This is a genomic window from Pseudomonas marincola, from assembly GCF_900682675.2.
In the GTDB taxonomy this organism is placed as follows: Bacteria; Pseudomonadota; Gammaproteobacteria; order Pseudomonadales; family Pseudomonadaceae; genus Aquipseudomonas; species Aquipseudomonas marincola.
Genome location: NZ_LR215729.2, coordinates 4,031,784 through 4,055,845, shown reverse-complemented (window position 1 = coordinate 4,055,845; position 24,062 = coordinate 4,031,784). Strand labels below are relative to the sequence as shown.

21 protein-coding genes are annotated in these 24,062 nt (G+C 56.9%); 16 read left to right on the top strand and 5 right to left on the bottom strand.

Features of this window, described 5'->3' with window-relative positions; all coding sequences use genetic code 11:
- Positions 1-7: 7 nt before the first annotated feature.
- The 5 genes from PMYSY11_RS18680 to PMYSY11_RS18660 all read left to right on the top strand — a co-directional run bounded on the left by PMYSY11_RS18680 (position 8) and on the right by PMYSY11_RS18660 (position 5,021).
- Positions 8-2,503: a Lon protease family protein gene (locus PMYSY11_RS18680; protein ID WP_150547696.1), complete on the top strand. Its 2,496-nt coding sequence runs from the start codon at positions 8-10 to the stop codon at positions 2,501-2,503.
- A gap of 193 nt (positions 2,504-2,696) precedes the next feature.
- Entirely contained in the window at positions 2,697-3,038 is a 342-nt protein-coding gene (locus tag PMYSY11_RS18675) for a PA4575 family protein (RefSeq protein ID WP_150547695.1), read from the top strand.
- Between the two features lie 190 nt (positions 3,039-3,228).
- Positions 3,229-3,723, top strand: a complete 495-nt coding sequence (locus tag PMYSY11_RS18670) for a TIGR00645 family protein (RefSeq protein WP_150547694.1) — start codon at positions 3,229-3,231, stop codon at positions 3,721-3,723.
- Positions 3,724-3,862: 139 nt separating this feature from the next.
- Positions 3,863-4,168: a DUF6482 family protein gene (locus tag PMYSY11_RS18665; RefSeq protein ID WP_069898134.1), complete on the top strand. Its 306-nt coding sequence runs from the start codon at positions 3,863-3,865 to the stop codon at positions 4,166-4,168.
- 235 nt (positions 4,169-4,403) lie between these two features.
- The gene (locus PMYSY11_RS18660; protein WP_150547693.1) at positions 4,404-5,021 is read left to right on the top strand and encodes a BamJ family beta-barrel-assembly machinery protein; all 618 of its coding nucleotides are present in this window, start codon (positions 4,404-4,406) and stop codon (positions 5,019-5,021) included.
- An 83-nt stretch (positions 5,022-5,104) separates the two neighbouring features.
- On the opposite strand, the gene PMYSY11_RS18655 is transcribed toward PMYSY11_RS18660, so the two are convergent.
- Entirely contained in the window at positions 5,105-5,332 is a 228-nt protein-coding gene (locus PMYSY11_RS18655; protein ID WP_069898132.1) for a PA4570 family protein, read from the bottom strand.
- 222 nt (positions 5,333-5,554) lie between these two features.
- Positions 5,555-6,523: a polyprenyl synthetase family protein gene (locus PMYSY11_RS18650; RefSeq protein ID WP_069898131.1), complete on the bottom strand. Its 969-nt coding sequence runs from the start codon at positions 6,521-6,523 to the stop codon at positions 5,555-5,557.
- A 245-nt stretch (positions 6,524-6,768) separates the two neighbouring features.
- Here PMYSY11_RS18650 and rplU point away from each other — a divergent pair, with 245 nt between their 5' ends.
- The 5 genes from rplU to PMYSY11_RS18625 all read left to right on the top strand — a co-directional run bounded on the left by rplU (position 6,769) and on the right by PMYSY11_RS18625 (position 10,596).
- Entirely contained in the window at positions 6,769-7,080 is a 312-nt protein-coding gene (gene rplU, locus PMYSY11_RS18645) for a 50S ribosomal protein L21 (protein ID WP_069898130.1), read from the top strand.
- Positions 7,081-7,167: 87 nt separating this feature from the next.
- Entirely contained in the window at positions 7,168-7,425 is a 258-nt protein-coding gene (gene rpmA / locus PMYSY11_RS18640) for a 50S ribosomal protein L27 (RefSeq protein ID WP_003281574.1), read from the top strand.
- 240 nt (positions 7,426-7,665) lie between these two features.
- Positions 7,666-8,883, top strand: a complete 1,218-nt coding sequence (gene cgtA / locus PMYSY11_RS18635) for an Obg family GTPase CgtA (RefSeq protein ID WP_069898129.1) — start codon at positions 7,666-7,668, stop codon at positions 8,881-8,883.
- Between the two features lie 108 nt (positions 8,884-8,991).
- A complete protein-coding gene (proB, locus tag PMYSY11_RS18630; protein ID WP_090509485.1) occupies positions 8,992-10,110 on the top strand; it encodes a glutamate 5-kinase in 1,119 nt (372 codons plus the stop codon).
- Positions 10,111-10,125: 15 nt separating this feature from the next.
- Positions 10,126-10,596, top strand: a complete 471-nt coding sequence (locus tag PMYSY11_RS18625) for a CreA family protein (RefSeq protein WP_069898127.1) — start codon at positions 10,126-10,128, stop codon at positions 10,594-10,596.
- A 112-nt stretch (positions 10,597-10,708) separates the two neighbouring features.
- Here PMYSY11_RS18625 and rpsT read toward each other — a convergent pair whose 3' ends face one another.
- A complete protein-coding gene (gene rpsT, locus PMYSY11_RS18620; protein ID WP_069898126.1) occupies positions 10,709-10,984 on the bottom strand; it encodes a 30S ribosomal protein S20 in 276 nt (91 codons plus the stop codon).
- A 193-nt stretch (positions 10,985-11,177) separates the two neighbouring features.
- Here rpsT and murJ point away from each other — a divergent pair, with 193 nt between their 5' ends.
- From murJ to ispH, 6 genes are all read left to right on the top strand, one after another.
- Positions 11,178-12,716 carry a murein biosynthesis integral membrane protein MurJ gene (gene murJ / locus PMYSY11_RS18615; protein ID WP_090509489.1) on the top strand — a complete coding sequence of 513 codons (1,539 nt, stop codon included), beginning with the start codon at positions 11,178-11,180 and terminating at the stop codon, positions 12,714-12,716.
- Positions 12,717-12,798: 82 nt separating this feature from the next.
- The gene (ribF, locus tag PMYSY11_RS18610; RefSeq protein WP_069898124.1) at positions 12,799-13,725 is read left to right on the top strand and encodes a bifunctional riboflavin kinase/FAD synthetase; all 927 of its coding nucleotides are present in this window, start codon (positions 12,799-12,801) and stop codon (positions 13,723-13,725) included.
- A gap of 22 nt (positions 13,726-13,747) precedes the next feature.
- Complete coding sequence (ileS, locus tag PMYSY11_RS18605) at positions 13,748-16,579, top strand: isoleucine--tRNA ligase (RefSeq protein ID WP_150547692.1); 2,832 nt, start codon at positions 13,748-13,750, stop codon at positions 16,577-16,579.
- Positions 16,572-17,081 carry a signal peptidase II gene (gene lspA / locus PMYSY11_RS18600; protein WP_090509497.1) on the top strand — a complete coding sequence of 170 codons (510 nt, stop codon included), beginning with the start codon at positions 16,572-16,574 and terminating at the stop codon, positions 17,079-17,081. The genes ileS and lspA overlap by 8 nt, the downstream gene beginning before the upstream one ends.
- On the top strand, positions 17,074-17,511 hold the full coding sequence (locus PMYSY11_RS18595; protein WP_069898121.1) for an FKBP-type peptidyl-prolyl cis-trans isomerase: 438 nt from the start codon (positions 17,074-17,076) through the stop codon (positions 17,509-17,511). The genes lspA and PMYSY11_RS18595 overlap by 8 nt, the downstream gene beginning before the upstream one ends.
- A gap of 105 nt (positions 17,512-17,616) precedes the next feature.
- Entirely contained in the window at positions 17,617-18,561 is a 945-nt protein-coding gene (gene ispH / locus PMYSY11_RS18590) for a 4-hydroxy-3-methylbut-2-enyl diphosphate reductase (RefSeq protein ID WP_069898120.1), read from the top strand.
- A gap of 82 nt (positions 18,562-18,643) precedes the next feature.
- Here the strand turns inward: ispH and PMYSY11_RS18585 are convergent, their stop codons facing one another.
- Together PMYSY11_RS18585 and PMYSY11_RS18580 are read right to left on the bottom strand one after the other, a co-directional pair.
- Positions 18,644-19,054 carry a type IV pilin protein gene (locus tag PMYSY11_RS18585; RefSeq protein WP_090509504.1) on the bottom strand — a complete coding sequence of 137 codons (411 nt, stop codon included), beginning with the start codon at positions 19,052-19,054 and terminating at the stop codon, positions 18,644-18,646.
- 9 nt (positions 19,055-19,063) lie between these two features.
- On the bottom strand, positions 19,064-24,052 hold the full coding sequence (locus PMYSY11_RS18580) for a PilC/PilY family type IV pilus protein (protein WP_150547691.1): 4,989 nt from the start codon (positions 24,050-24,052) through the stop codon (positions 19,064-19,066).
- Between the last annotated feature and the right edge of the window lie 10 nt (positions 24,053-24,062).

Below are 24,062 nucleotides of genomic sequence, written 5' to 3'. Positions count from 1 at the left end.
ATTTCCAATGCCAGACTCTGTTGCTACCCACCTGCGGTTAGCGCCTGAAGCTCTAACCCGCCCGTTTTCTCCTGAGCAATTCAACTTTAGCAACACAGATGATCTTGAACCTTTTCGTGGTGTTCTCGGCCAGGAGCGTGCCGTTGAAGCGTTGCAATTTGGCGTGGCGATGCCGCGTCCCGGCTACAACGTATTTGTGATGGGCGAGCCCGGCACCGGGCGTTTTTCATTTGTTAATCGCTACCTCAAAGCTGAAGGCAAGCGCATGGCGACACCGGCTGACCGGGTGTACGTCAATAATTTTGATGAGCCGCGCGAGCCGCGTGCATTAGAGCTGGAAGCCGGGACTGCCGGTGAGTTCATTACCGATATCGGGCTGCTGATCGACAACCTGCTGGCGACATTCCCGGCGGTATTCGAGCATCCGTCGTACCAGCAGAAGAAGAACGCGGTCGACCGTGCGTTCAATAAACGCTACGACCAGGCGTTGGATATTATCGAGCGCATGTCGCTTGAAAAGAGCATTGCCCTGTACCGCGACAGCAGCAACATCGCGTTTACCCCGATGCTCGAAGGCAAGGCGCTGGATGAAGCCGAGTTTGCGCAACTGCCCGAGGCTGATCGGGAGCGTTTTCACGCCGACATCGCCGCGCTTGAAGAATGCCTCAATGAAGAGCTGGCGAGCTTGCCGCAGTGGAAGCGAGAAACCAGTAATCAACTGCGTCAGCTCAACGAGGAAACCATCACCGTTGCATTGCAGCCGCTGCTGGCGCCGCTTTCGGAGAAGTATGCCGAGAACGCCGGGGTATGTGCCTACTTGCAGGCGGTGCAGGTCAATCTGCTGAAAACCGTGGTTGAGCAACTGGTTGATATCGAGAAGACCGATATCCCGCAGCGCAAGTTACTCGAAGAGCAATACTGCCCGAGCCTGGTGGTTGGTCATCATGCGCACGGCGGCGCGCCCGTGGTATTCGAGTCGCATCCAACCTACGACAACCTGTTTGGCCGCATCGAGTACAGCACCGATTCCGGGGCGATCTACACCAGCTTCCGGCAACTGCGCCCTGGCGCATTGCATCGAGCCAATGGCGGCTTCCTGATTCTCGAAGCCGAGAAAATGCTCAGCGAGCCGTTTGTCTGGGATGCGCTCAAGCGCGCCCTGCATTCGCGCCAGCTAAAAATGGAATCGCCGCTGGGCGAGTTGGGGAGGATTGCCACGATCACGCTGAGCCCGCAGGTGATTCCTTTGCAGGTCAAGGTGATCATCATTGGCGCGCGCCAACTGTATTACGCGCTGCAGGACCATGATCCGGACTTCCAGGAAATGTTCCGCGTTCTTGTCGACTTCGACGAGGACATTCCGCTGGGCGACGAAAGCCTTGAGCAATTTGCCCAGCTGATGAAAACCCGCACCACCGAGGAGGGCATGGCGCCGCTTACGGCGGCTGCGGTAGCGCGTCTGGCGACATACAGTGCCCGGCTGGCTGAGCATCAGGGGCGGCTGTCGGCACGCATCGGTGATTTGTTCCAACTGGTCAGCGAGGCTGACTTTATTCGCCAGTTGGCCAATGAGACCGTGACTGATGTCGGCCATATCGAGCGGGCGCTCAAAGCCAAAGCCACGCGCACCGGGCGTGTTTCGGCGCGGATTATCGACGACATGCTGGCCGGGATCATTCTGATCGACACGGCCGGCGCGGCGGTCGGCAAGTGCAACGGGCTGACGGTGCTGGAAGTGGGTGATTCTGCGTTCGGCGTTCCCGCGCGAATTTCGGCCACGGTGTATCCGGGCGGCTCGGGGATTGTCGATATCGAGCGTGAGGTTAATCTCGGCCAGCCGATTCACTCCAAGGGCGTGATGATCCTGACCGGGTTCCTTGGCAGCCGTTACGCGCAGGAATTCCCGCTGGAGATTTCCGCCAGCATCGCGCTTGAGCAGTCGTACGGATACGTGGATGGCGACAGTGCCTCGTTGGGTGAGGTGTGCACGCTGATCTCAGCGCTGTCGCGCACGCCGCTCAAGCAGTGCTTTGCGATCACCGGCTCGATCAACCAGTTCGGTGAAGTTCAGGCTGTGGGTGGCGTCAACGAGAAGATCGAAGGTTTCTTCCGCCTTTGTGAGGCGCGTGGGCTGACGGGCGAGCAGGGCGCAATCATCCCGAGTTCCAACGTCTCGACGCTGATGCTCGACGAGAAAGTGCTGAACGCGGTGCGCGCTGGCCAGTTCCATATCTACGCCGTGCGTCAGGTGGATGAGGCGCTGAGCCTGCTGGCCGGTGAGCCTGTGGGAGAAGCGGATGAGCGCGGTCAATTCCCGGCGGGCAGCGTTAATGCGCGGGTTGTCGAGCGTTTGCGCGCGATTGCCGAAATGGGCATGGGCGAGGAGGAAAAAGACGAAAAACAGGACAAGGACGAAAAAGTGGTCAAAGCTGTAGAGGAGAAACCTCAAAAGCCTGTACCCGCCAAGGAGAAAAAGCCCCGGGCGCAAAAGTCCGAAGGTTGATTGAACAGGGGCGTCGGAGCCGCATCACATGCGGCGCAGTCGATGCTGGGGAAGCCCGCTGATTTGGACGTTTTGCGCGGCTTTCCCACGGTTCATCCACACAGTTATCCACAGGTTGAGTGAATAACTGTGTGACCCTCCTGCATGTCTTGGCGGTGACTGGCAAGTGGCCAATCTTGCGAGGGTTGCCGTCATGTCACGAAGCCTATGTCTCACCCGTCAATGCCTGGGCATGGTCACACGCATCGAGTGCGTGGTGCTGCCATTGGCTGGCGGTAATGGGCTCTGGACCCTGATTTGCGCGGCGGGTCTGTCCGGTGAGCAACCGACGGCCATAAAGGCGCAAGGCCCATTCTGCGGGCCTTTGGTGGCCGAAGGGGTCTTGGCTGGGATTGCCGATAACCTGATCGTGCACGGCTATTGTGAATGTTGTGACCTGCCTATCTGGCGTCTGCACATTCAAGCGCAGTTACGGCAATTGAACGGAGAGCGTAGACGTAATTTCGGCGATTACCAGTTTCATCCAGAAACTTAATTCGCTGTTGTACAGGGATGGCGCTACCCTTCGCGGGGCTTTAAATCAAGGCTTTTTACCGATTAAAGCGCTGCACTTGAAAAATGTTATCCACATTTGCCCAAGATAATTTTTTAAAGGTGTTTCAGCGCCTTTTTTGGCGGGACATGGCTGGGTATACTCCGCTCCGGTTCAACCTTTGTGAGACACCATGGAACGCTTAATTGAAAACGCGATGTACGCATCGCGCTGGTTGTTGGCGCCGATCTATTTTGGCCTGTCGTTAGGGTTGTTTGCCCTGGCGCTCAAGTTCTTCCAAGAAATTTTCCACATTCTGCCCAGCATCTTTTCGATGGCTGAGGCGGATTTGGTGCTGGTTATTCTGTCGCTGATCGATATGGCGCTGGTCGGCGGGCTCATCGTGATGGTGATGCTGTCGGGCTACGAGAACTTTGTCTCGCAACTCGACATCGAAGAAGGCCGCGAAAAACTCAGCTGGTTGGGCAAGATGGACTCCGGTTCATTGAAGATGAAAGTGGCCGCGTCGATCGTGGCGATTTCATCGATCCATCTGCTCAAGGTGTTCATGGATGCCAAGAACATCCCGGACAACAAGTTGATGTGGTACGTGATCATTCACATGACCTTTGTATTGTCGGCCTTCGCCATGGGTTATCTGGATAAGCTGACCAAGCACGACCACTGATCCGGCAGCAGTAAAACGCCCATCAAACCGCCCGGCCGTTGCAAAACGGACGGGCGGTTTGCATTTAGCCTTGAGCTTTTATTTATTTGTACAAGAATTAGATTTGTATAAGTTATGTATAGCTATCGAGGCGGCGATCATGAATCTTCAAGAATTGCGTGGGCATGCGTTGGCGGGTGAGGTTGATGAGCTCAACCTGATCTCCATCGAAGGCGGTATCTATGTGCTGGAGGTGCAGATGGATGGCATCGCCTATGGCTTTACCGATGCGTCCGGGAAATCGCAGCATATGCGCTCTATCGAGCATGCCCGTGATGTGCTTCACGAGTTGCCCAGGCTGCCTTTTAATCTGGTCCACGCGGTGGTGCATGATGAGATGTGCGGCATGCCGGACGGCCCTCAGGATACCTTGCGCGTGCCCATCTCGATGAACTCGCAGTGGTAGCCTTTCCAAAACGCGTTGCTGTGCTCCTGTGAACATTTGAACGGCGAGTGATCTGCGCCGTTCGGCAGATGGCTTTTGGCCCTCGGTAGCGCCCTTGGTTGTGATCCGGCCTGATCGCCAACTCATTGATCTGGCTCAAATAGATTTACCTTCGCGGTGTCGGGTGTTCGGCTGGGGCGGCCTTTGCTTCTGTGCTAGGCTGGCCGACCTTTTCAACCCCTCTGCGGAGCGTTACATGTCCGAACTTAATCTTGCTACTGATGAAACCCGCGTCAGCTACGGCATTGGCCGTCAGTTGGGTGGCCAACTGCGTGATAATCCGCCACCGGGTGTTAGCCTCGACGCTATTCTGGCGGGCCTGACCGACGCTTTCACTGGTAAAGAAAGCCGCGTCAGCGAAGCTGAGCTGAATGCCAGCTTCAAGGTTATCCGTGAAGTCATGCAGGCAGAAGCTCAAGCCAAGGCAGAAGCTGCTGCTGGTGCAGGCAAAGAATTTTTGGCCACAAACGCTGGCCGTGATGGCATCACCGTTCTGGCTTCGGGCTTGCAGTACGAAGTACTGACCACCGGTGAAGGCGCCACGCCGACCCGCGAAGACACTATCCGTGCGCATTACCACGGCACCCTGATCGACGGCACTGTGTTCGACAGCTCCTACGATCGCGGCCAGCCAGCAGAGTTTCCGGTTGGCGGCGTGATCGCCGGCTGGACCGAAGCCCTGCAATTGATGAAGGCTGGTAGCAAGTGGCGCCTGTACGTGCCGAGCGAGTTGGCTTACGGCGCGCAAGGCGTTGGCAGCATCCCGCCGCACAGCGTGCTGGTATTCGACGTAGAGCTGCTCGAAGTTCTGTAAGTCGAAGCGGCAGACGCTGTACAGGTCTGCCCGGAGATTCCCTGCCGACAGCGTTGCTGGCGGCGGGGCTCTCGTCTGTCAGCTCAAGGGTGCAATGCCTGCGAGTAGCAAAACAGAAACAGATTGCGCACCAACTCCTTGATCACCACTGGCTCGTTTGAACTGAGTTCATGCAAGTCCAGGCCGCCTTGTTCGCGGAAGGCTTCAAGTGCTTCATCTTCCAGGCTCGCACATACTTTGCCGGTGTCGCGTTCGAGAATACGCACATAAGGTTGTGGCCGGTCGAGCCATGCATCAATCAAATAGGTCATGAGTGTTCTCCTTGGGTACGCCAATGAGAATAATTCTTATTCAATAAATAGCAAGGGTCAATTGGACATCTATTGATTTGCGTCAGGCGCAGGCCGACGACTGGCAGTTCAGTTTAAGTTGGAGGCAGAGAGCGGCGCCTCGGTTAAGAGGTCGAGCGTGTGTGCAGGGAGAGAAGAGGGCGCCTGACGAGGCCGCAGATGCGACCTCGTCAGTCTATGTGCTTAGTGGGTGCGGGCTACAGCGAAATGGCTCAGCTCAATCAGCGCCTGGCGGTATTCGTTGTCTGGCAGTGCATCGAGGCAAGCGATGGCGCGTTCGGCGAAATCACGAGCTTTCTGGGCGGTGTAATCCAGTGCGCCAGCGGCTTCGACAGCATTGCGAATGCTTTCGAGGTCTTCGATGCCGCCTTTTTGAATCGCCTGGCGAACCAGAGTGGCTTGCTCGGCGGTGCCTTCGCGCATGGTGTAGATCAGCGGCAGGGTTGGCTTGCCTTCTGCAAGGTCATCACCGACGTTTTTGCCCAGCGCGGCCGCATCGCCACGGTAGTCGAGCAGGTCGTCAACCAGTTGGAAGGCTACGCCAAGATGGTCACCAAAGGTGCGCAACGCTTCAGTTTGCTCGGGCGTTGCCTGGGCAAATGCCGCTGCGCTGTGGGTCGAGGCCTCGAACAGCATGGCAGTTTTGCCGCGGATGACTTCCATGTAAATCGCTTCGGTGGTGCTGGCGTCGCGAACTTTCGACAGTTGCAGCACTTCACCTTCGGCAATCACGCGAGTGGCCTTGGAGAGAATCTTCATGACCGGCATCGAGCCCAGTTCGACCATCATCTCGAACGAGCGCGAATAGAGGAAGTCACCTACCAGAACGCTGGGTGCATTGCCCCATTGTGCGTTGGCGGTTGAGCGGCCACGGCGCATGTCGGACATATCGACGACGTCGTCATGCAACAGGGTCGCGGTGTGCAGGAACTCGATAGTGGCGGCCAGCAGGCGCAGGTTTTCATCCTGCACGCCAAGGGCTTTGCCGCTGAGGAGCACAAGCAGTGGGCGCAAGCGCTTACCGCCGGCCGAAATAATGTAATCGCCGATTTTCTCTACCAGCGGTACACGCGATACTAGTTGTTGGCGAATGATGCCATCAACAGCGGTAAAATCGTCCGCCACCACGCGGTAGAAAGCTTGGGGTTGCATTAGTTGCGCAGGCTCCTCGTATGTAGCGCGGCATGCTATGGGGCAGGCTAAGGCCTGTCAAGGCAAGAGCTTGGGGGACTTGCGCTGGTTAAGAAGCTTGCGTACAATCGCGCACCCTGAACTTCCCCCTGGGCATTTCCCTGCCTTACGCAATTGCAAGGGCGTCCTTCCGGCCCCAAGCAGCCATGCCAGTCAATAGCTATTCCTATAAAGCACTGGGTGAGCAGGATTAACGGAGATATACCATGTACGCTGTAATTGTTACTGGTGGCAAGCAATACAAAGTCACCGAAGGCGAATTCCTGAAGATCGAGAAACTCGAAATCGGCACTGGCGAATCCGTCACTTTCGATCGCGTTTTGTTGATCGGCAACGGTGACGACGTTCAAATCGGCGCACCAGTTGTAGATGGCGCTAAAGTTGTTGCAGAAGTTGTGTCGCAAGGTCGTCACGATAAAATCCGCATCATCAAGTTCCGTCGTCGTAAGCACCACATGAAGCGTCAGGGCCACCGTCAGTGGTTCACTGAGATCAAAATCACCGGTATTTCGGCCTGATATTAATCAAGCCAAGACGCCGCTGAAAATGCAGTGCTTTTAGTACGGTTTTCAGGGGTTTCTGACCCTTTATAGGAGTATTGACTCATGGCACACAAAAAAGCTGGCGGTTCCACCCGCAACGGTCGCGACTCAGAAGCCAAACGCTTAGGCGTTAAGATGTATGGCGGCCAGGCTATTAAAGCAGGCAACATCATCGTGCGTCAGCGCGGCACCCAATTCCACGCTGGTTACGGCGTTGGCATGGGTAAAGATCACACTCTCTTCGCTAAAGTCGAAGGCGTGATCAAGTTTGAAGTAAAAGGCGCCTTCGGTCGTCGTTACGTGAGCGTTGTCGCGGCCTAATCGCGAGAATGTGAAAAGCCCCGTCCATGCGACGGGGCTTTTTTGTTTCTGTATTCTAGGGGTTCTTGCCAAACTGTCCTGGCAGTGCGCTTATTATTAAGTGCTGAGCTTAATTGAGCTTTTGGTGCAGGCGACGTGCTGATTTCGGCACGCGATGCTTTCATTAGGGTTTAAGGGCAATTTTGCAAGCACCCAGTGTTCCTTGTTTGTTAACCCGCTTTTTTTGCGGGAGGCGTACCCATGAAATTCGTCGATGAAGTATCGATATTTGTAAAGGCTGGCGATGGCGGCAATGGCTGCATGAGCTTTCGCCGTGAAAAATTCATTGAGAACGGTGGCCCTAACGGTGGCGACGGCGGTGATGGTGGTTCGGTGTATATGGTTGCCGACGAAAACCTCAACACCCTGATCGACTATCGCTACACCCGTCGTTTTGATGCCCAGCGTGGCGCTAACGGCGGCAGTACTGATTGCACCGGGCGCAAGGGTGAAGACCTGTTCCTGCGCGTGCCGGTTGGCACCACCGTGATTGACTCCGGTACTCAGGAAGTCATTGGCGACCTGACCAAAGCCGGGCAAAAGCTGCTGGTGGCTCAGGGTGGCTGGCACGGTCTGGGTAATACCCGATTCAAGTCCAGTACCAACCGTGCGCCGCGCCAGACTACGCCGGGCAAGCCGGGTGACTCGCGTGACCTGAAGATGGAGCTCAAGGTGTTGGCCGATGTGGGCCTGCTCGGGCTGCCAAACGCAGGCAAGAGCACGCTGATTCGGGCTATCTCTGCGGCCAAGCCAAAAGTGGCAGATTACCCGTTCACCACCTTGATCCCGAACTTGGGTGTGGTCAGCGTCGATCGCTACAAGAGCTTTGTGGTGGCTGATATTCCGGGGCTGATCGAAGGCGCTTCAGAAGGGGCGGGTCTGGGTATTCGCTTCCTCAAGCACTTGTCGCGTACGCGCTTGCTGCTGCACCTCGTTGATATGGAGCCGCTGGATCTGACTGATCCGGTGGAGGCTGCACAGGTTATTGTCGACGAGCTGACCAAGTTCAGCCCGGCACTGGCCGAGCGTGATCGCTGGCTGGTGCTGAACAAGGCCGACCAGATGCTCGAAGAAGAGCGCGCGGAGCGCGTGGCTGACATCGTTGCGCAGTTGGACTGGAAAGGCCCTGTGTACGTGATCTCGGCTATTTCCGGCGACGGTACTCAGCGGTTGTGTCAGGACATCATGACTTACCTTGAGGCGCGTGCCGAGAAGATCGCCGAGAATCCGCAGTTCGCGTCCGAGCTGGCTCAACTCGATCAGCGCATCGAAGATGAAGCCCGTGCCCGCTTGCAGGAGCTGGATGATCAGCGTGCCCTGCGTCGTGCTGGAGTCAAGAGTGTCGATGATGTCGACGAAGACGACTTCGATGATGAAGATGACGACGACGGCCCGGAAATCATATACGTCCGGGATTAAGCAATTATTCAACGCCGCTTAACAGCGGCGTTTTTGTGTAGAGTTGATCCGTTGCAGGGCATGGGTTCTGCAAATCTGTAGTGCGCTTTTTGGTTGGGGTTGGAACAAATGCGTGACAAGGTGACGAGTGCGCGGCGCTGGGTCGTCAAGATCGGCAGTGCGCTGCTGACGGCGGATGGCAAGGGCCTGGATCGCGACGCGATGAGGGTCTGGGTGCGGCAGATGGATGCACTGCGTGCGTCTGGTGTTGAATTGGTGTTGGTCTCATCGGGTGCGGTGGCTGCGGGCATGAGCCGCCTTGGCTGGAAAACCCGACCGAGCGCCATGCATGAGCTGCAGGCTGCCGCAGCCATTGGCCAGATGGGTCTGGTGCAGGCGTGGGAGTCGAGCTTTGCCGAGTTTGATCGTCGCACTGCGCAGGTTCTGCTGACTCACGATGACTTGTCTGATCGCAAGCGTTACCTCAATGCCCGCAGCACGTTGCGTACGCTGGTCGAGCTCGATGTGATTCCGGTCATCAACGAGAACGACACGGTGGTGACCGACGAAATCCGTTTTGGCGATAACGACACACTTGCGGCGCTGGTGGCCAATCTGGTCGAGGCCGACTTGCTGGTGATCCTGACTGACCGCGACGGTATGTTCGATGCCGACCCGCGGCACAATCCTGATGCCAAGCTGATTTATGAAGCGCGTGCCGATGATCCGGCGCTTGATGCAGTTGCCGGCGGCGTTGGCGGTGCGTTGGGGCGTGGCGGGATGCAGACCAAGTTGCGTGCGGCGCGACTGGCAGCGCGTTCCGGTGCGCATACGGTCATTGTGGGTGGTGCGATTGATCAGGTGCTGGCGCGCTTGGGTGCGGGTGAGCGTCTGGGGACCTTGCTTGAGCCGGAGCGCGGCATGTTGGCAGCGCGTAAGCAGTGGCTTGCCGGGCATTTGCAGACCCGTGGAACTCTGGTACTCGATGAAGGCGCAGTGAAGGCCGTGGCCAAAAATCGCAAAAGCTTGCTGCCAATCGGCGTGAAGGCTGTCAAAGGCAGTTTCCGGCGCGGCGAGATGGTGGTGTGCGTGGCAGCGGATGGTCGTGAGATTGCGCGCGGCCTGGCGAACTACAGCGCCTTGGAGGCGCAAAAAATTATCGGTCAGCCGTCAGATGCCATTGAGCGTTTACTGGGCTATGTTGATGAGTCCGAGTTGGTTCATCGCGATAATCTGATTCTGGTTTAAAGGGAGTGCGTGCGGATGCTGGGATTTAGCAAGAAACTGGGCTTGTTCAGCGTTTTGCTGGCAGCGCCGCTGCTGGCATCCGCCGAGGAAATCGGTGAGGTCTCGACGGTTTTCAAATGGATGGGGCCGAACGACAAGATCGTCCTTGAAGCGTTTGATGACCCTAAAGTTGAAGGCATTACCTGCTACCTGTCGCGCGCCAAGACTGGCGGCATTAAGGGTGGCCTGGGCTTGGCTGAGGATCGCTCCGAGGCATCCCTTGCGTGTCGTCAGGTTGGACCGATCAGTTTCAAGGGTGAGTTCAAAGATGGCGAAGAGGTGTTCAAGGAGCGCACTTCGCTGGTGTTCAAGAGCATGCAGGTGGTGCGCTTCTTTGATCGCAATCGCAATGTGCTGATTTATCTGGTGTACAGCGATCGGGTCATTGAAGGCAGCCCGCACAACGGCATCACGGCTATTCCGATCATGCCCTGGCCAACTAAATAGTGGCAGGCTGTTGCGCGCGCAGGCTGAGGTTTGCGCGCTAATAGTGGATTTGACTTTATTGCAGGCAACAAAAAACCGGCCGAAGCCGGTTTTTGCAAGAACTTACAGCTTATTAAGCTGCAGCTTGGCTGAGTGCCTTGATGTGGGCATTCAGACGGCTCTTATGACGAGCAGCTTTGTTCTTGGCAATGATGCCTTTGTCAGCCATGCGGTCGATGACCGGTACAGCTGCGGTGTAGCTAGTTTTAGCCAGCTCGAGATCTTTGGCGTCGATAGCCTTGACCACGTTCTTGATGTAGGTACGTACCATGGAGCGCAGGCTGGCGTTATGGCTACGACGCTTCTCAGCCTGTTTTGCGCGTTTTTTGGCAGAAGGTGTATTGGCCACCGTCAAGCTCCTCGAAAATGGGGGGTTACAAACAAATAAGGCCGCGAATCATGCCGAGATGAATCGCTGCTGTCAAGTCCAAAGACATTTCCTGGCGCTAGCCTGACAAGTGGCAGGCCGCTACACTCGATGCCTTCGTGAGCTTATGGATCGTCCACAGGCTCACTTGCTCTAGCGGAAAAATCATTATCTCATGAATTTGCTTAAGTCGCTGGCCGCTGTCAGCTCATTGACCATGCTTTCGCGTGTTCTAGGTTTCGTGCGCGACACCATCATCGCCCGTACATTCGGCGCGGGCGTGGCTTCTGACGCATTTGTGGTGGCTTTTAAGCTGCCAAATTTATTGCGAAGAATTTTTGCGGAAGGCGCCTTTTCGCAGGCATTTGTGCCTATTTTGGCTGAATACAAGACCCAGCAAGGCGAGGAGGCGACCCGAACCTTCATCGCGTATGTCTCCGGTTTGCTGACATTAGTGCTGGCGCTGGTCACGCTGATCGGAATATTGGCCGCGCCCTGGATCGTGTGGATTTCAGCGCCGGGTTTTGCCGATGAGCCGGATCGGTTCAATCTGACCACCGATCTGTTGCGGGTTACCTTCCCTTATATATTGCTTATATCGCTGTCGTCGCTGGCGGGTGCGGTGCTCAATACCTGGAACCGCTTCTCGGTGCCGGCGTTTGTGCCGACGCTGCTGAATGTCAGCATGATAGTGTTTGCGCTGTTTCTGACGCCGTACTTCGATCCGCCGATCATGGCGCTCGGCTGGGCGGTGCTGGTCGGCGGCCTGTTGCAGTTGTGCTACCAGTTGCCGCACCTGAAGCGCATTGGCATGTTGGTCTTGCCGCGCCTCAACCTTAAAGACATGGGCGTGTGGCGGGTGCTCAAACAAATGGGGCCGGCAATCTTCGGGGTATCTGTCAGCCAGATATCCCTGATCATCAACACCATCTTTGCCTCGTTTCTGGTCGCCGGTTCTGTTTCATGGATGTACTACGCCGACCGTTTAATGGAACTGCCTTCCGGTGTGCTCGGCGTGGCGCTGGGGACAATCTTGCTGCCGGCGCTGTCGAAAACATACGCCAGTGCGGATCACGGTGAGTATTCACGGCTGCTCGACTGGGGGCTGCGCCTTTGTTTTGTGCTGGTGTTGCCGAGTGCGGTGGCGTTGGCGCTGCTTGCCGAGCCGCTGACGGTTTCACTGTTTCAGTACGGTAAGTTCAGCGCGACGGATGCGCTGATGACCCAGCAAGCGCTGATCGCCTATTCGGTCGGTTTGCTCGGGATTATTCTGGTGAAGATTCTGGCGCCCGGGTTCTATGCGCAGCAGAACATCAAAACGCCGGTAAAAATTGCCCTGGTAACATTGGTGTTCACACAGCTGATGAACCTGCTGTTGATCGGCCCGTTGGCGCACGCCGGATTGGCGCTGTCGATTGGTCTGGCCGCTTGCCTGAACGCCGGTCTGCTGTTTTGGCAGTTGCGCAAACGCAATATTTTTCAGCCGCAGGCGGGCTGGCTGGTGTTTCTGCTCAAGCTGGTGGTCGCTGTGCTGGTAATGGCGGCGGCGTTACTGGGCGTAATGCATTACATGCCGGTCTGGTCGGAGGGTACGATGCTCTGGCGGCTGCTGCGTTTGGGCGTGCTGGTGGCGGCAGGTTTAGCCAGTTATTTCGCGACCTTGCTGCTCTTGGGCTTCCGTCTGCGCGACTTCTCCCGCCGAGCGGTCAGTTGAATGGCAACAGGGTTTATTTGGTGCCTGTTGTCTGCGGGCGCGTGAAGGTATAATCGACCACTTTATGAGCAAGAAGCGCGTTATGCAGCTGGTTCGAGGCCTCCACAATTTACGGCCCCAGCATCGGGACTGTGTCGCCACTATCGGCAACTTCGACGGCGTCCATCGTGGCCATCAGGCTATCTTGGCGCGCCTTCGCGAGCGTGCGTCCGAATTGGGCGTGCCCAGCTGCGTGGTGATTTTCGAGCCGCAGCCGCGTGAATTCTTCGCCCCAGACACAGCGCCAGCCCGCCTCACGCGGCTGCGCGACAAGCTTGCCTTGTTGGCGGCTGAAGGCGTCGACCGCGTACTGTGTTTGGCTTTCAACCCGCGCTTGCGTGAGTTGAGTGCCGCAGAGTTCGTGCAAAAAGTGCTGATCGACGGTTTGGGCGTGCGTCATCTCGAAGTGGGTGACGACTTCCGCTTTGGCTGTGATCGTGCCGGCGACTTCGCGTTTCTTGCCGATGCGGCCGCGCGTGAAGGTTTTACCGTCGAGGCGGCAACTACCGTCGAGCTGGACGGTATTCGCGTGAGTAGCACCCGCGTGCGCGAAGCGCTGAGCGTGGGTGATTTTGAGCTGGCTGAACACCTGCTCGGGCGTCCGTTTCAAATTGCCGGGCGCGTGCTGCATGGGCAAAAGCTGGGGCGCCAACTGAACGCGCCTACAGCCAATATTCAGCTCAAGCGCCGTCGTGTGCCGCTGACCGGTGTGTATATGGTCAGCATCGACATTGATGGCCAGACGGTTGCTGGCGTCGCCAATATCGGCGTACGCCCAAGCGTCAAAAGTGACGGCTGTGCCCACTTAGAGGTGCACCTTCTGGATTTTGCCGGTGATTTGTATGGCCGGCGTTTAACGGTGGCGTTCCACCGCAAGCTGCGTGATGAGCAGCGTTTTGCCTCGCTCGAGGCGCTGAAGACGGCAATTGCTGCCGATATTGCCGCCGCCCGTGCCTATTGGCAGGGCTAACCGCTAAAGTGAAGAGCCTCTGATGACCGACTATAAAGCCACGCTAAACCTGCCTGATACCCAGTTTCCGATGAAGGCTGGCCTGCCGACGCGCGAGCCGCAAACCCTGCAGCGCTGGAACGATATTGGTCTGTATCAGAAGCTGCGTGAAATGGGCGAAGGCCGTCCAAAATTCCTCCTGCACGATGGCCCTCCCTACGCCAACGGCAGCATTCACATCGGTCACGCGGTTAACAAGATTCTCAAAGACATTATCACCCGGTCGAAAACGCTAGCCGGCTATGACGCGCCTTACGTTCCGGGCTGGGATTGCCACGGCCTGCCGATTGAGCACAAGGTCGAAACCACCTTCGGCAAAAACCAGCCAGCAGACCTGACCCGCGAGCGCTGCCGTACGTATGCCGGCGAGCAGATCGAAGGCCAGAAGGCTGACTTCATTCGTCTTGGCGTTCTTGGCGACTGGGAAAAGCCCTACCGCACCATGGACTTCGCCAACGAGGCGGGCGAAATCCGTGCGCTGGCTGAAATGGTCAAGCAAGGCTTTGTATTCAAAGGCCTGAAGCCGGTTAACTGGTGCTTCGATTGCGGTTCGGCGCTGGCTGAGGCCGAAGTTGAATATCAGGACAAAAAGTCCGACGCCATCGATGTTGCATTCGTCTGCGAAGACGCCGACAAGCTAGCCGCCGCATTCGGTCTGGCCAGCTTGCCCAAGGCTGCAAGCATCGTTATCTGGACCACTACGCCGTGGACCATTCCCGCCAACCAGGCACTCAATGTGCACCCCGAGTTCAACTACGCGCTGGTTGATGTCGGCGACAAGTTGCTGCTGCTCGGCGAAGAGCTGGTTGAAAGCAGCCTTGAGCGTTACGGCCTGCAAGGCAGCGTTATCGCCACAACCACCGGTGAAAAACTCGAGCTGATCCGTTTCCGTCACCCGTTCTATGAGCGTCTGTCGCCGGTGTATCTGGCTGACTACGTCGAAATGGGCTCCGGTACTGGCATCGTCCACTCGGCTCCGGCTTACGGTGAAGACGACTTCCGCTCGTGTAAAGGCTACGGCATGAGCAACGACGACATTCTCAGCCCGGTGCAGAGCAATGGCGTTTACGTTGAATCGCTGCCGTTCTTCGGCGGCCAGTTCATTTGGAAGGCCAACCCGAACATCGTCGCCAAGCTTGATGAAGTCGGCGCGCTGCTCAAGCATCAGCCGATCCAGCACAGCTACATGCACTGCTGGCGTCACAAAACTCCGCTGATCTATCGCGCGACGGCGCAGTGGTTCGTCGGCATGGACAAGCAGCCCAACGAAGGCGGCACATTGCGTGAGCGCGCACTGGGCGCCATCGAGAAGACCGAATTCGTTCCGGCCTGGGGTCAGGCGCGTCTGCACAGCATGATCGCTGGCCGTCCGGACTGGTGCATCTCGCGTCAGCGTAACTGGGGCGTGCCAATCCCGTTCTTCCTGCATAAGGAAAGCGGTGAGCTGCACCCGCGCACCACTGAGCTGATGGAAGAAGTTGCCAAGCGCGTTGAAGGCGAGGGCATCGAGGCCTGGTTCAAACTAAACGCCGCCGAGTTGCTCGGTGACGAGGCCAACCAGTACGACAAAATCAGTGACACGCTGGACGTCTGGTTCGACTCCGGGACCACCCACTGGCACGTGCTGCGCGGCTCGCACAACATGGGTCACGAAACAGGCCCACGCGCCGATCTGTACCTTGAAGGCTCGGATCAACACCGTGGCTGGTTCCACTCATCCTTGCTCACCGGTTGCGCGATTGACGGCAATGCGCCGTACAAAGAGCTGCTGACCCACGGCTTTGTGGTGGACGAGAACGGCCGCAAAATGTCCAAGTCGCTGGGCAACGTGGTCGCGCCGCAGCAAGTCAACGACAGCCTGGGTGCGGACATCATGCGCCTGTGGGTATCGTCGACCGACTACTCCGGCGAGATGGCTGTGTCCAACGTCATCCTCCAGCGCAGCGCCGACTCGTATCGCCGTATCCGTAACACCGCACGCTTCCTGCTCTCGAACCTGAGCGGCTTCGATCCGGCGCAACACGCGCTGCCGGTAGACGAAATGCTGGCGCTGGATCGCTGGGCACTGGATCGCGCATTGCTGCTGCAGCGCGAAATCGAAGAAGCCTACGAAAACTATCGTTTCTGGAACGTGTACCAGAAAGTCCACAACTTCTGCGTGCAGGAACTGGGCGGCTTTTACCTCGATATCATCAAGGACCGTCAGTACACCACCGCGGCAGACAGCGTGGCGCGTCGCTCGTGCCAGACTGCACTGTTCCATATCGCAGAAGCGCTGGTACGCTGGATCGCGCCGATTCTGGCCTTCACCGCCGACGAAATCTGGCAGTACCTGCCGGGCGAGCGCAATGAGTCGGTCATGCTCAATGGCTGGTATCAGGGCCTGACCGAGCAATCGCAGGACGTCGAGTTGAATCGCGAGTTCTGGGAGCGGGTCATGGCGGTCAAGGTCGCGGTGAACAAGGAGCTGGAAAATCAGCGCAAGGAAAAAGCCATCGGCGGCAACCTGCAGGCTGAAGTGACCGTTTACGGTGAAGAGAGTCTGATCGAAGCCTTGGGCAAGCTGGGTAATGAGCTGCGTTTCGTACTCATCACCTCCACCGCAAGCCTTGCGCCGCTCAGCGCTGCTCCGGCAGATGCGGTTGAGACTGAAGTGGCTGGTCTCAAGCTTAAAGTGGTGAAGTCGGCTCACGCCAAGTGCGCCCGCTGCTGGCACCACCGTGAAGATGTCGGCGTGAATCCGGCGCATCCGGAAATCTGTGAGCGCTGTGTCGATAACATCGAAGGCGCTGGCGAGGTTCGTCACTATGCCTGATGCCAGCCGTTTCGGCAGATTGGCTTGGTTGTGGTTGAGCTTGCTGGTGTTCGTTATCGATCAGGCCAGCAAGTTCTACTTCGATGGCACGCTCGAGATGTACGAACAGATTGTGGTGATCCCGCAATATTTCAGCTGGACGCTGGCCTACAACACCGGCGCTGCTTTTAGCTTTCTGGCCGGTGAATCCGGCTGGCAGCGCTGGCTGTTCGCCTTGATCGCGTTAAGCGTCAGCGCTGTGCTGGTGGTCTGGATGAAGCGTCTGAAAAGCGATGAGACCTGGCTGGCAATCGCGCTGGCACTGGTGCTGGGCGGGGCGATCGGCAATCTGTTCGACCGCATCGTGCTTGGCCACGTAGTCGATTTCATTCTGGTGCATTGGCAAAACCGCTGGTATTTCCCCGCGTTCAATATTGCCGATAGCGCCATTAGCGTAGGCGCAGTCATGCTTGCGCTGGATATGTTTAAAAGTAAAAAGTCCGGAGAAGTAGCCCATGACTGATGTACGTATTGGCCCGGACAAGGAAGTTACCCTGCACTTCGCCATCAAGCTGGAAAATGGCGATGTTGTGGACAGCACGTTCGAGAAAAAGCCTGCGACCTTCCGCGTTGGCGATGGCAACCTGCTACCCGGTTTTGAAACCTCGCTGTACGGTTTCAAGGCGGGTGACAAGCGCGTGGTCGAGATTCTGCCGGAGCAGGGCTTTGGTCAGCCTAATCCGCAGAACCTGCAAGTGATGCCACTGAGCAACTTTGCCGATATGGAGCTTTCGCCCGGTTTGCTGGTGATCTTCAACGACGCCGCCAATGCCGAATTGCCTGGCGTGGTTAAAAGCGTTGAAGGCGAGCAGGTGACCATTGATTTCAACCATCCGCTGGCTGGCAAGACGCTGAGCTTTGAAGTCGAAATCATCGACGTCAAAGCGGTTTAAATAGCCTGCCTGCAACCGCAGGTGCGCTCCCGTTAAGCAAGGCTGCCGATAACAGCGCAGCCCTTGCAAGCGGGCCAACTGATGCACCGCGTGCCGAGAATTATTATGCATATCAAACTCGCTAATCCTCGTGGTTTCTGTGCTGGCGTAGACCGCGCCATCGAGATTGTTAATCGCGCGCTCGAAGTGTTCGGGCCGCCGATTTATGTGCGCCACGAAGTCGTCCACAACAAGTTTGTGGTCGAGGATTTGCGCGCACGCGGCGCGGTGTTTGTCGAAGAGCTGGATCAGGTGCCAGACGATGTTATCGTCATCTTCAGCGCCCACGGCGTCTCTCAGGCTGTGCGCAACGAAGCCGAGCGCCGCGGCCTGAAAGTGTTCGATGCAACCTGCCCGCTGGTGACCAAGGTTCACATGGAAGTCGTGCGCTACAGCCGCGAAGGCCATGAATGCATCCTCATCGGCCATGCCGGCCACCCGGAAGTCGAAGGCACGATGGGCCAGTACGACGCCAGCAACGGCGGCGCTATTTATCTGGTTGAAGACGAAGACGACGTAGCCAGGCTTGAGGTGCGCAATCCCGAGTCCTTGGCGTTTGTCACCCAGACGACGTTGTCGATGGATGACACCAGCAAAGTGATCGACGCCCTGCGCCGCAAGTTCCCGAGCATCGGCGGCCCGCGTAAAGACGACATCTGCTACGCCACCCAGAACCGTCAGGACGCTGTTAAGCAACTGGCTGATGAGTCGGACGTTCTGTTAGTGGTCGGCAGCCCCAACAGCTCCAACTCCAATCGCCTGCGCGAGTTGGCCGAACGCATGGGCACGCCCGCCTACCTGATCGACGGCGCCGAAGACCTCAAGCAAGAGTGGTTTGCGGGTGCAGGCAACGTGGGCATAACTGCAGGCGCCTCGGCCCCGGAAGTACTGGTGCGCGGCGTGGTTGATCAGTTGAAGGCCTGGGGCGCCAGCGCTGAAAGCGAGTTGGACGGGCGGCCGGAGAACGTGACGTTCTCGATGCCTAAAGAGTTGCGGGTCAAACAGCTTTAAACAATCGAGCGTTGACTCGAGGTTAACCTGAAAAGCAAAAGGCCAAGCGAAAGCTTGGCCTTTTTGTTTGTGTACGAAGCGCTTATTTCCAGCAGTCGTTAATCGAACTGGCGCTGCCGGTTTTGCTTCTTTCAGCCTTCTGGTTCAAACCCAGCGTGCCGCACTTGGTGTCTTTGGTTTGCTGGTTCTGTGGCACCACAGTCAGCGTGTAGGTATTGCTGGTCACATCAGCAATGTTCAGCTGATAGAGATTATTGGTCGAGTTCACTGGCACGTTGAGCTTTGCAGCGGTATCGGCATAGGTGTTGTTCTGCGCAAAGTAACGCTCTTGGCGTGCAGCCGCCTCGCTCAGAAGCGCTAAGCCTTCTGAGCGATTACCGCGCAACACATACTCGGTGTAGCTGGGGTAGGCAATCGCGGCAAGAATGCCGATGATTGCCACCGTTATCATCACTTCAATCAGCGTAAAGCCAGACTGCTTTGCTTGTTTCATTTCTTGGCCTCAGGGCTGGTTTTCAGGTTGTACACGCCACAGTTGGCGGCCGCTCGAGTTGCTGCCCGCAGCGATTGCGGTAGAACTGCCGTCGGTGTGGTACTGCAAGCCATCGTTGATGCTGGTGCCGCCTGCTGGCGTTTCGTGGCCAGAGACAACATCACCGTTTAAGCTGTCGTTGGCGTTCACCTTGCCATCGCCGTTCATGTCGAACACGTTATACAGCGTGCGTTGGCCGGTGGTCGGGTTAATACCATACGTGAAGCCGTCAAGGCCCGCTGCACAGGTGTCAGGGTTCGGCGTGATGGTCGAGAAGATCAAGCCGTCGCCGTAAATCGTCATGTTGGCAACCACACGCTCACCTTTGGCTACACCGGAGGCTTTAAGGTCGAGGTACCAGCCCCAGGTTTTAACGTCTGAATCTGATGTGCTCGTGGCGCCATCGTTGTACCAGGAGATGCTGTTATCGCTGAGCACGCGCACAGCTGTCGGCGTGCCATCCACCGACATACTTTTTTCTGTCATTGTCTGTTGCTGCAGGTTCGAACGGTCGAGTGACGGCATGCTGCTGACGTTTTGACCCACAGTGTTGCGATCCCAGATGCCATACACCGTTTGGGTGTCATTGGAGATCTTGTCGTTACTGTTGAGATAGCTACCGGTGCCGAACGTCACCAGGTAACCGACAGACGTCGGGTGCCTGGCCAGTGTCGGGGCACTGGTGATCGGCTGGCGCTTAGCCGAGCTTGTGGAACCGTCCTTGGCAACGTAAAGCGGCGCGCCGCCAAAGGAGACACGGAAGCGATTGCTGATGCCGCTACAGCTGCTGGTGCACTTGTCGAACGGCGCACTGGCACTGGTGTCATAGAGGTCGAAGCGCCACATGTTGCCTTGCAAGTCACCGGCGTAAACGTAGTCGGTGATTCCGTCGGCGTTGAAGTCCGCCGTGCGCACACTTGAAAGCCCGTTGGTGTAAGCCTCGCCTTGAGCTGTGAGGTTCTTGATCACTTCTCCAGTTTCAATGTCCTTGAGGAACAGCACAGCGCGGCCATTGTTGTTGTTGGCGCTGTTGTAACCGTTGGCGAACACAGCTGCCCACTGGCCACTGTTGAGGCGGGTGATAATCGGTTTAGGAATGCTGTAGCCCATGTTGTTATGGCCATCACTGGTGAACTCCCAAAGCAATTTAGGCGCGCTTGGGTCAGTGATATCCAGAGCGAACACTTCACGGCCACCCGCGCCCAGGCTGCCGACAAGTACCGTGTGCCAGGCATTGCCGTAATACACATCGGCAACTGTCGGTGTGCCGTCCACGAAGTATTGGTGCACGCCATCCGTGCCGCCGTACTCAGGCGATGTCAGCTTGTTGAGGTTATTGATTACGGCCGTTGGAATGAAGGCGAAAACCTCTGCGCCGGTGTCCGCATTGAAAGCATGCAGCATGCCATCGTTGGCGCCGACATAGATCATCGGCGTGCGGTCTTTCACCGAGGCCTGGAAGGCGGCATAGGTTGATGCGTCACCGTCCAGCGCGCCGGCGCGGTAGGCCAGATATTGAGCGCCTTTCACCAATACAGGAGATGAGTTGACGATGTCGCCCAGTTTTGTGCTGCGCACGCGGAAAGTGCTGCAACCCGTCTCTGTCGCGCAGCTTTCGCCTTTGATGTACTTCACTCGCGCCCGGCCGTAGTTATCGACTGTGCCGGTGATGCCGTCTTTATTGAGTGCGGTCTGGAAGTCGATGGTTTCAAACGACTTGTTTGCCAGACGATCCCAGGTGAAGTCACCCAGTTTTGTGGTTTGGCTGCTGTCAGCCATGTAGATCTTGCGCGTGGACGGTATTTTGCTGGCCGCATTCCACACGGTTTCCTTGACCAGTTGGCCACTGACCTCGGTTTGCTTTTCCTTGATCAGGTCGCCGGTCCAGCCGTCGATGTTGAAGTCCGTGCGATACACAAATGCATCATCTGTTGTTGTGCTGTCGCGCGGCACTTCAACTGTCGGGCTGCTCACCGAGCTGTTCTTTTGCGTGATGTCGTTGAATGCCTTGTCCAACTGCGCTTTTAGTGTCAACGCGTTGGTTACCAGGAAGTAGTTGTCAGGCACGCCGTCGTTGTCTACGTCCGGGCTGCCATCGGTGCCGTATTTCGCGGCGTACCAAAGCGGTCCTTCGAGGAAGTTCGCCGAAGCACCGGTTGGGGTGAATGTACGGCTGGAGGTAAGGTTGCTCAGCGTTGGGCAGTTGGCTCCGGACTTGGCGCACACACCTGCATCATAGCCGGGCGGAGTGTCGAGCTTGTAAGCGACGTTTGCACCGCCCTGGTCTTTAACATCCAGATAAATGCCGTCTTTGGTGGTGCCCGAGATTACATAACCCATGTGTTGGTCGATGCTACCTGCGGCGTATTCAGAGGTCAGGTTGATGACCAATTTGCCATTGGCGTCCAGCAGCAGTTCATAGAGCACGATGGCGTCCATGTCATGGTCTGCACCTTGCTCGACGTCTTCATAGTTGATGCGGAACTTGGCGTAAGGGCGCCCATTGTTAACCGAAGCATCGCAGTCTTTGCCAGCAGCAGGGCAGTTGGCATCGGTGTTGACGATGGTTTCAACGTAGTAGTCGACGATCTGGTCAGTCGGCTGGAAGTTGCTGGTGGCGCTAATGCCATAAGCGCCGCCAACAGACTTGGCAAACGGCACCACTGTGACCGACTGGGTTGTACCGTCGGCTGACTTGCCCACCGGGAATTTGATCGTCGGCAGGGGCGATGCCAGCGCCACGGCGTAGGTTTGCAGGTTCTTGTCGCCGCCGATTGGGTTGTTGGCGCCGAAGTTAGCCAGTGCTGCCGAGTAATAAGTACCTTGTTTACTTGGCTCTTCCGGAGCGAGACCGCGAACCGTGGACAGCTTTGTCACGGTCTTTTCAGTCGGCGCGCCATCTTCGTTGGTGGTCGTTGAGGCGCCGATGAAGACTTTTCGGCTACCACCGCCTTCTTTGGCCCAGACCTTGTCAGCCTCGGTCGAAACATTCAAACCGCTGAGTGATGCAGGATCACCCGCGCCTGTAACCGCAGTGCTCCATGCACTGCCAGGTACGTCGCCATCGTAAGACGGGTTGATGTCACTGATCACCGTCATTACAGGTACCGCACATTTTTCATAACCACCGTTAGTTGCTGTGGTGGTCTTGTACGGTGGCAGCCAAGTGTCGACAACCGGCAAGTTGAGCGGAGATTTGGCATCCACTGCGCTTGAGCTGTACTTGTAAGAGCTGGTAGGTGCAGTGGCCCCGGAGAAATAACGCATGGTTTCGTACATCATTTCGGCGACGGGGTTGCCCCACATGTAGCAGTTGTCGCTTTGCTGCATAGCGCGACCGGCGATCCAGCCGCAACCGTAACTCTGGTTGCTGTAATTGAAGTCGATGATGCGGAATTTATTGATGGTATCGACAATGCCATTGGCAATGCTGCCGCTCGCGCAATTGCTGTTGCTGCTGGCGCAGAATTGGCCGGTAGAGGCGTTGAATTCTTTGGTGAAGCTGCCGAGCTGACGACGCAAAACGCCACCACTCATGTTGTTCTGGAACGAGCCCGATGTGAGGCCGAAGAACATTTTATCGGCACTGCCGTAGTCATGCAGGATACCGGTTGGCTTGGCGCCATTGGCGTAGGCAACGCAGTTATCTTCACGCAGGGTTGCATCGGTTGGGCACACCTCAACCTTGATGTTGGCGTTAGTCAGCGTGCTCACCCCGGTGTCCGGGGTTTTCCAGTAGAGGAAAAAGTTGGAGCCGCCGGAGACTTCTTTATGGCGGAACTCAATGTCGTAGGTGACGCCTGCAGTCAAAGCCCGGTCGTTACTCGGGGAGCCAGCGCCGCCTGAACCTTGTTTGGAGTGTGCGCCGTAGTAAGACGCGATCACGGTGCCGTTGAGCTTAACGTCAACTGCGTCGTCGCCGTCTACCGAGAACTGATACATGCCTGTTTCGGTTGGCGTCAGCTTGGCGGTAATGCGGGTGATGTAGTTGTCTTGGTTTTGGTTCGACGAACATTGATTCGAGGAATACGGGTTAACGAAGTCCGTCGTAGTGTTGATATTGGTGAAGTTTGGCGTGCCGCTGCCGCAGAGTTTGTTCGGGTTGTTGAAGCGCGTGTTCATCTGCGATTCATTGGTGGGTGCACTGTCGGTGTCACGCCAAGTTGTCAGAGCCAAGTTGGACAACACGCTTGCTGGCACAATCGACCAGCCGCCGCTCGGGCCACGCGAAGTACAGGCGCCGCCGTCACACGCATCGCCAGCCACAGGGCGTTCCTTGGATACCCAGTTCCAAATACGGAAGGTGGTATTGGTAAGTGTGCGCAACTGCGGTACGCCACCGTCGGTGAGCGAGACCACGGCAAACAAGTGGCGATAGCCATTGGAAGGCTGGTTCAGCGGGGTGTAGTCGGTAATACGATAACCGTCTTTGCTCAGGCTCTGGTATTCCTTACCCCAGGTGTGTGCATCCTGGGGCACGAATGCCGCTTGTAACACTGTTTTAGTCGGCGTGTTGGTGCTGCCAGCGGTGTCCTCTACGCGGTAACCGCCGTAGAGAACTTTGCGCAGTGCGTCCATCCGTGACGTGGCCAGGTAGTTGAGAAAGTCACCGCTCCATTTACCCGAGCACTTTTTGTCGTTGGCCACGCTGGACGGTACGAATATGCCGTCGGTGTAGGTGTAGCAAACGTTGGAATTGAAGTAGCCGTAGTAGTCGATACCGCCGTTGGCGGCCGTCAAGTAGCCCTTGTAACCCACATCCAGTACACCGTCGCCGTTGAGGTCAGAGGCATCGTTGTAGGCTTCGTAAAAAAGCTTGTGGTCGCGGCCCATCACCAACATGTTCAGTGGCGGTACAGACTCACTGACGAACAATGGAACCTGATCAATATTGGTGTCGGCCTGTACGGCTTGGCTGGCAGCAAGCAGCCCGAAAATCAGAGCGGTGGTGTGCTTCATGTGAATCTCC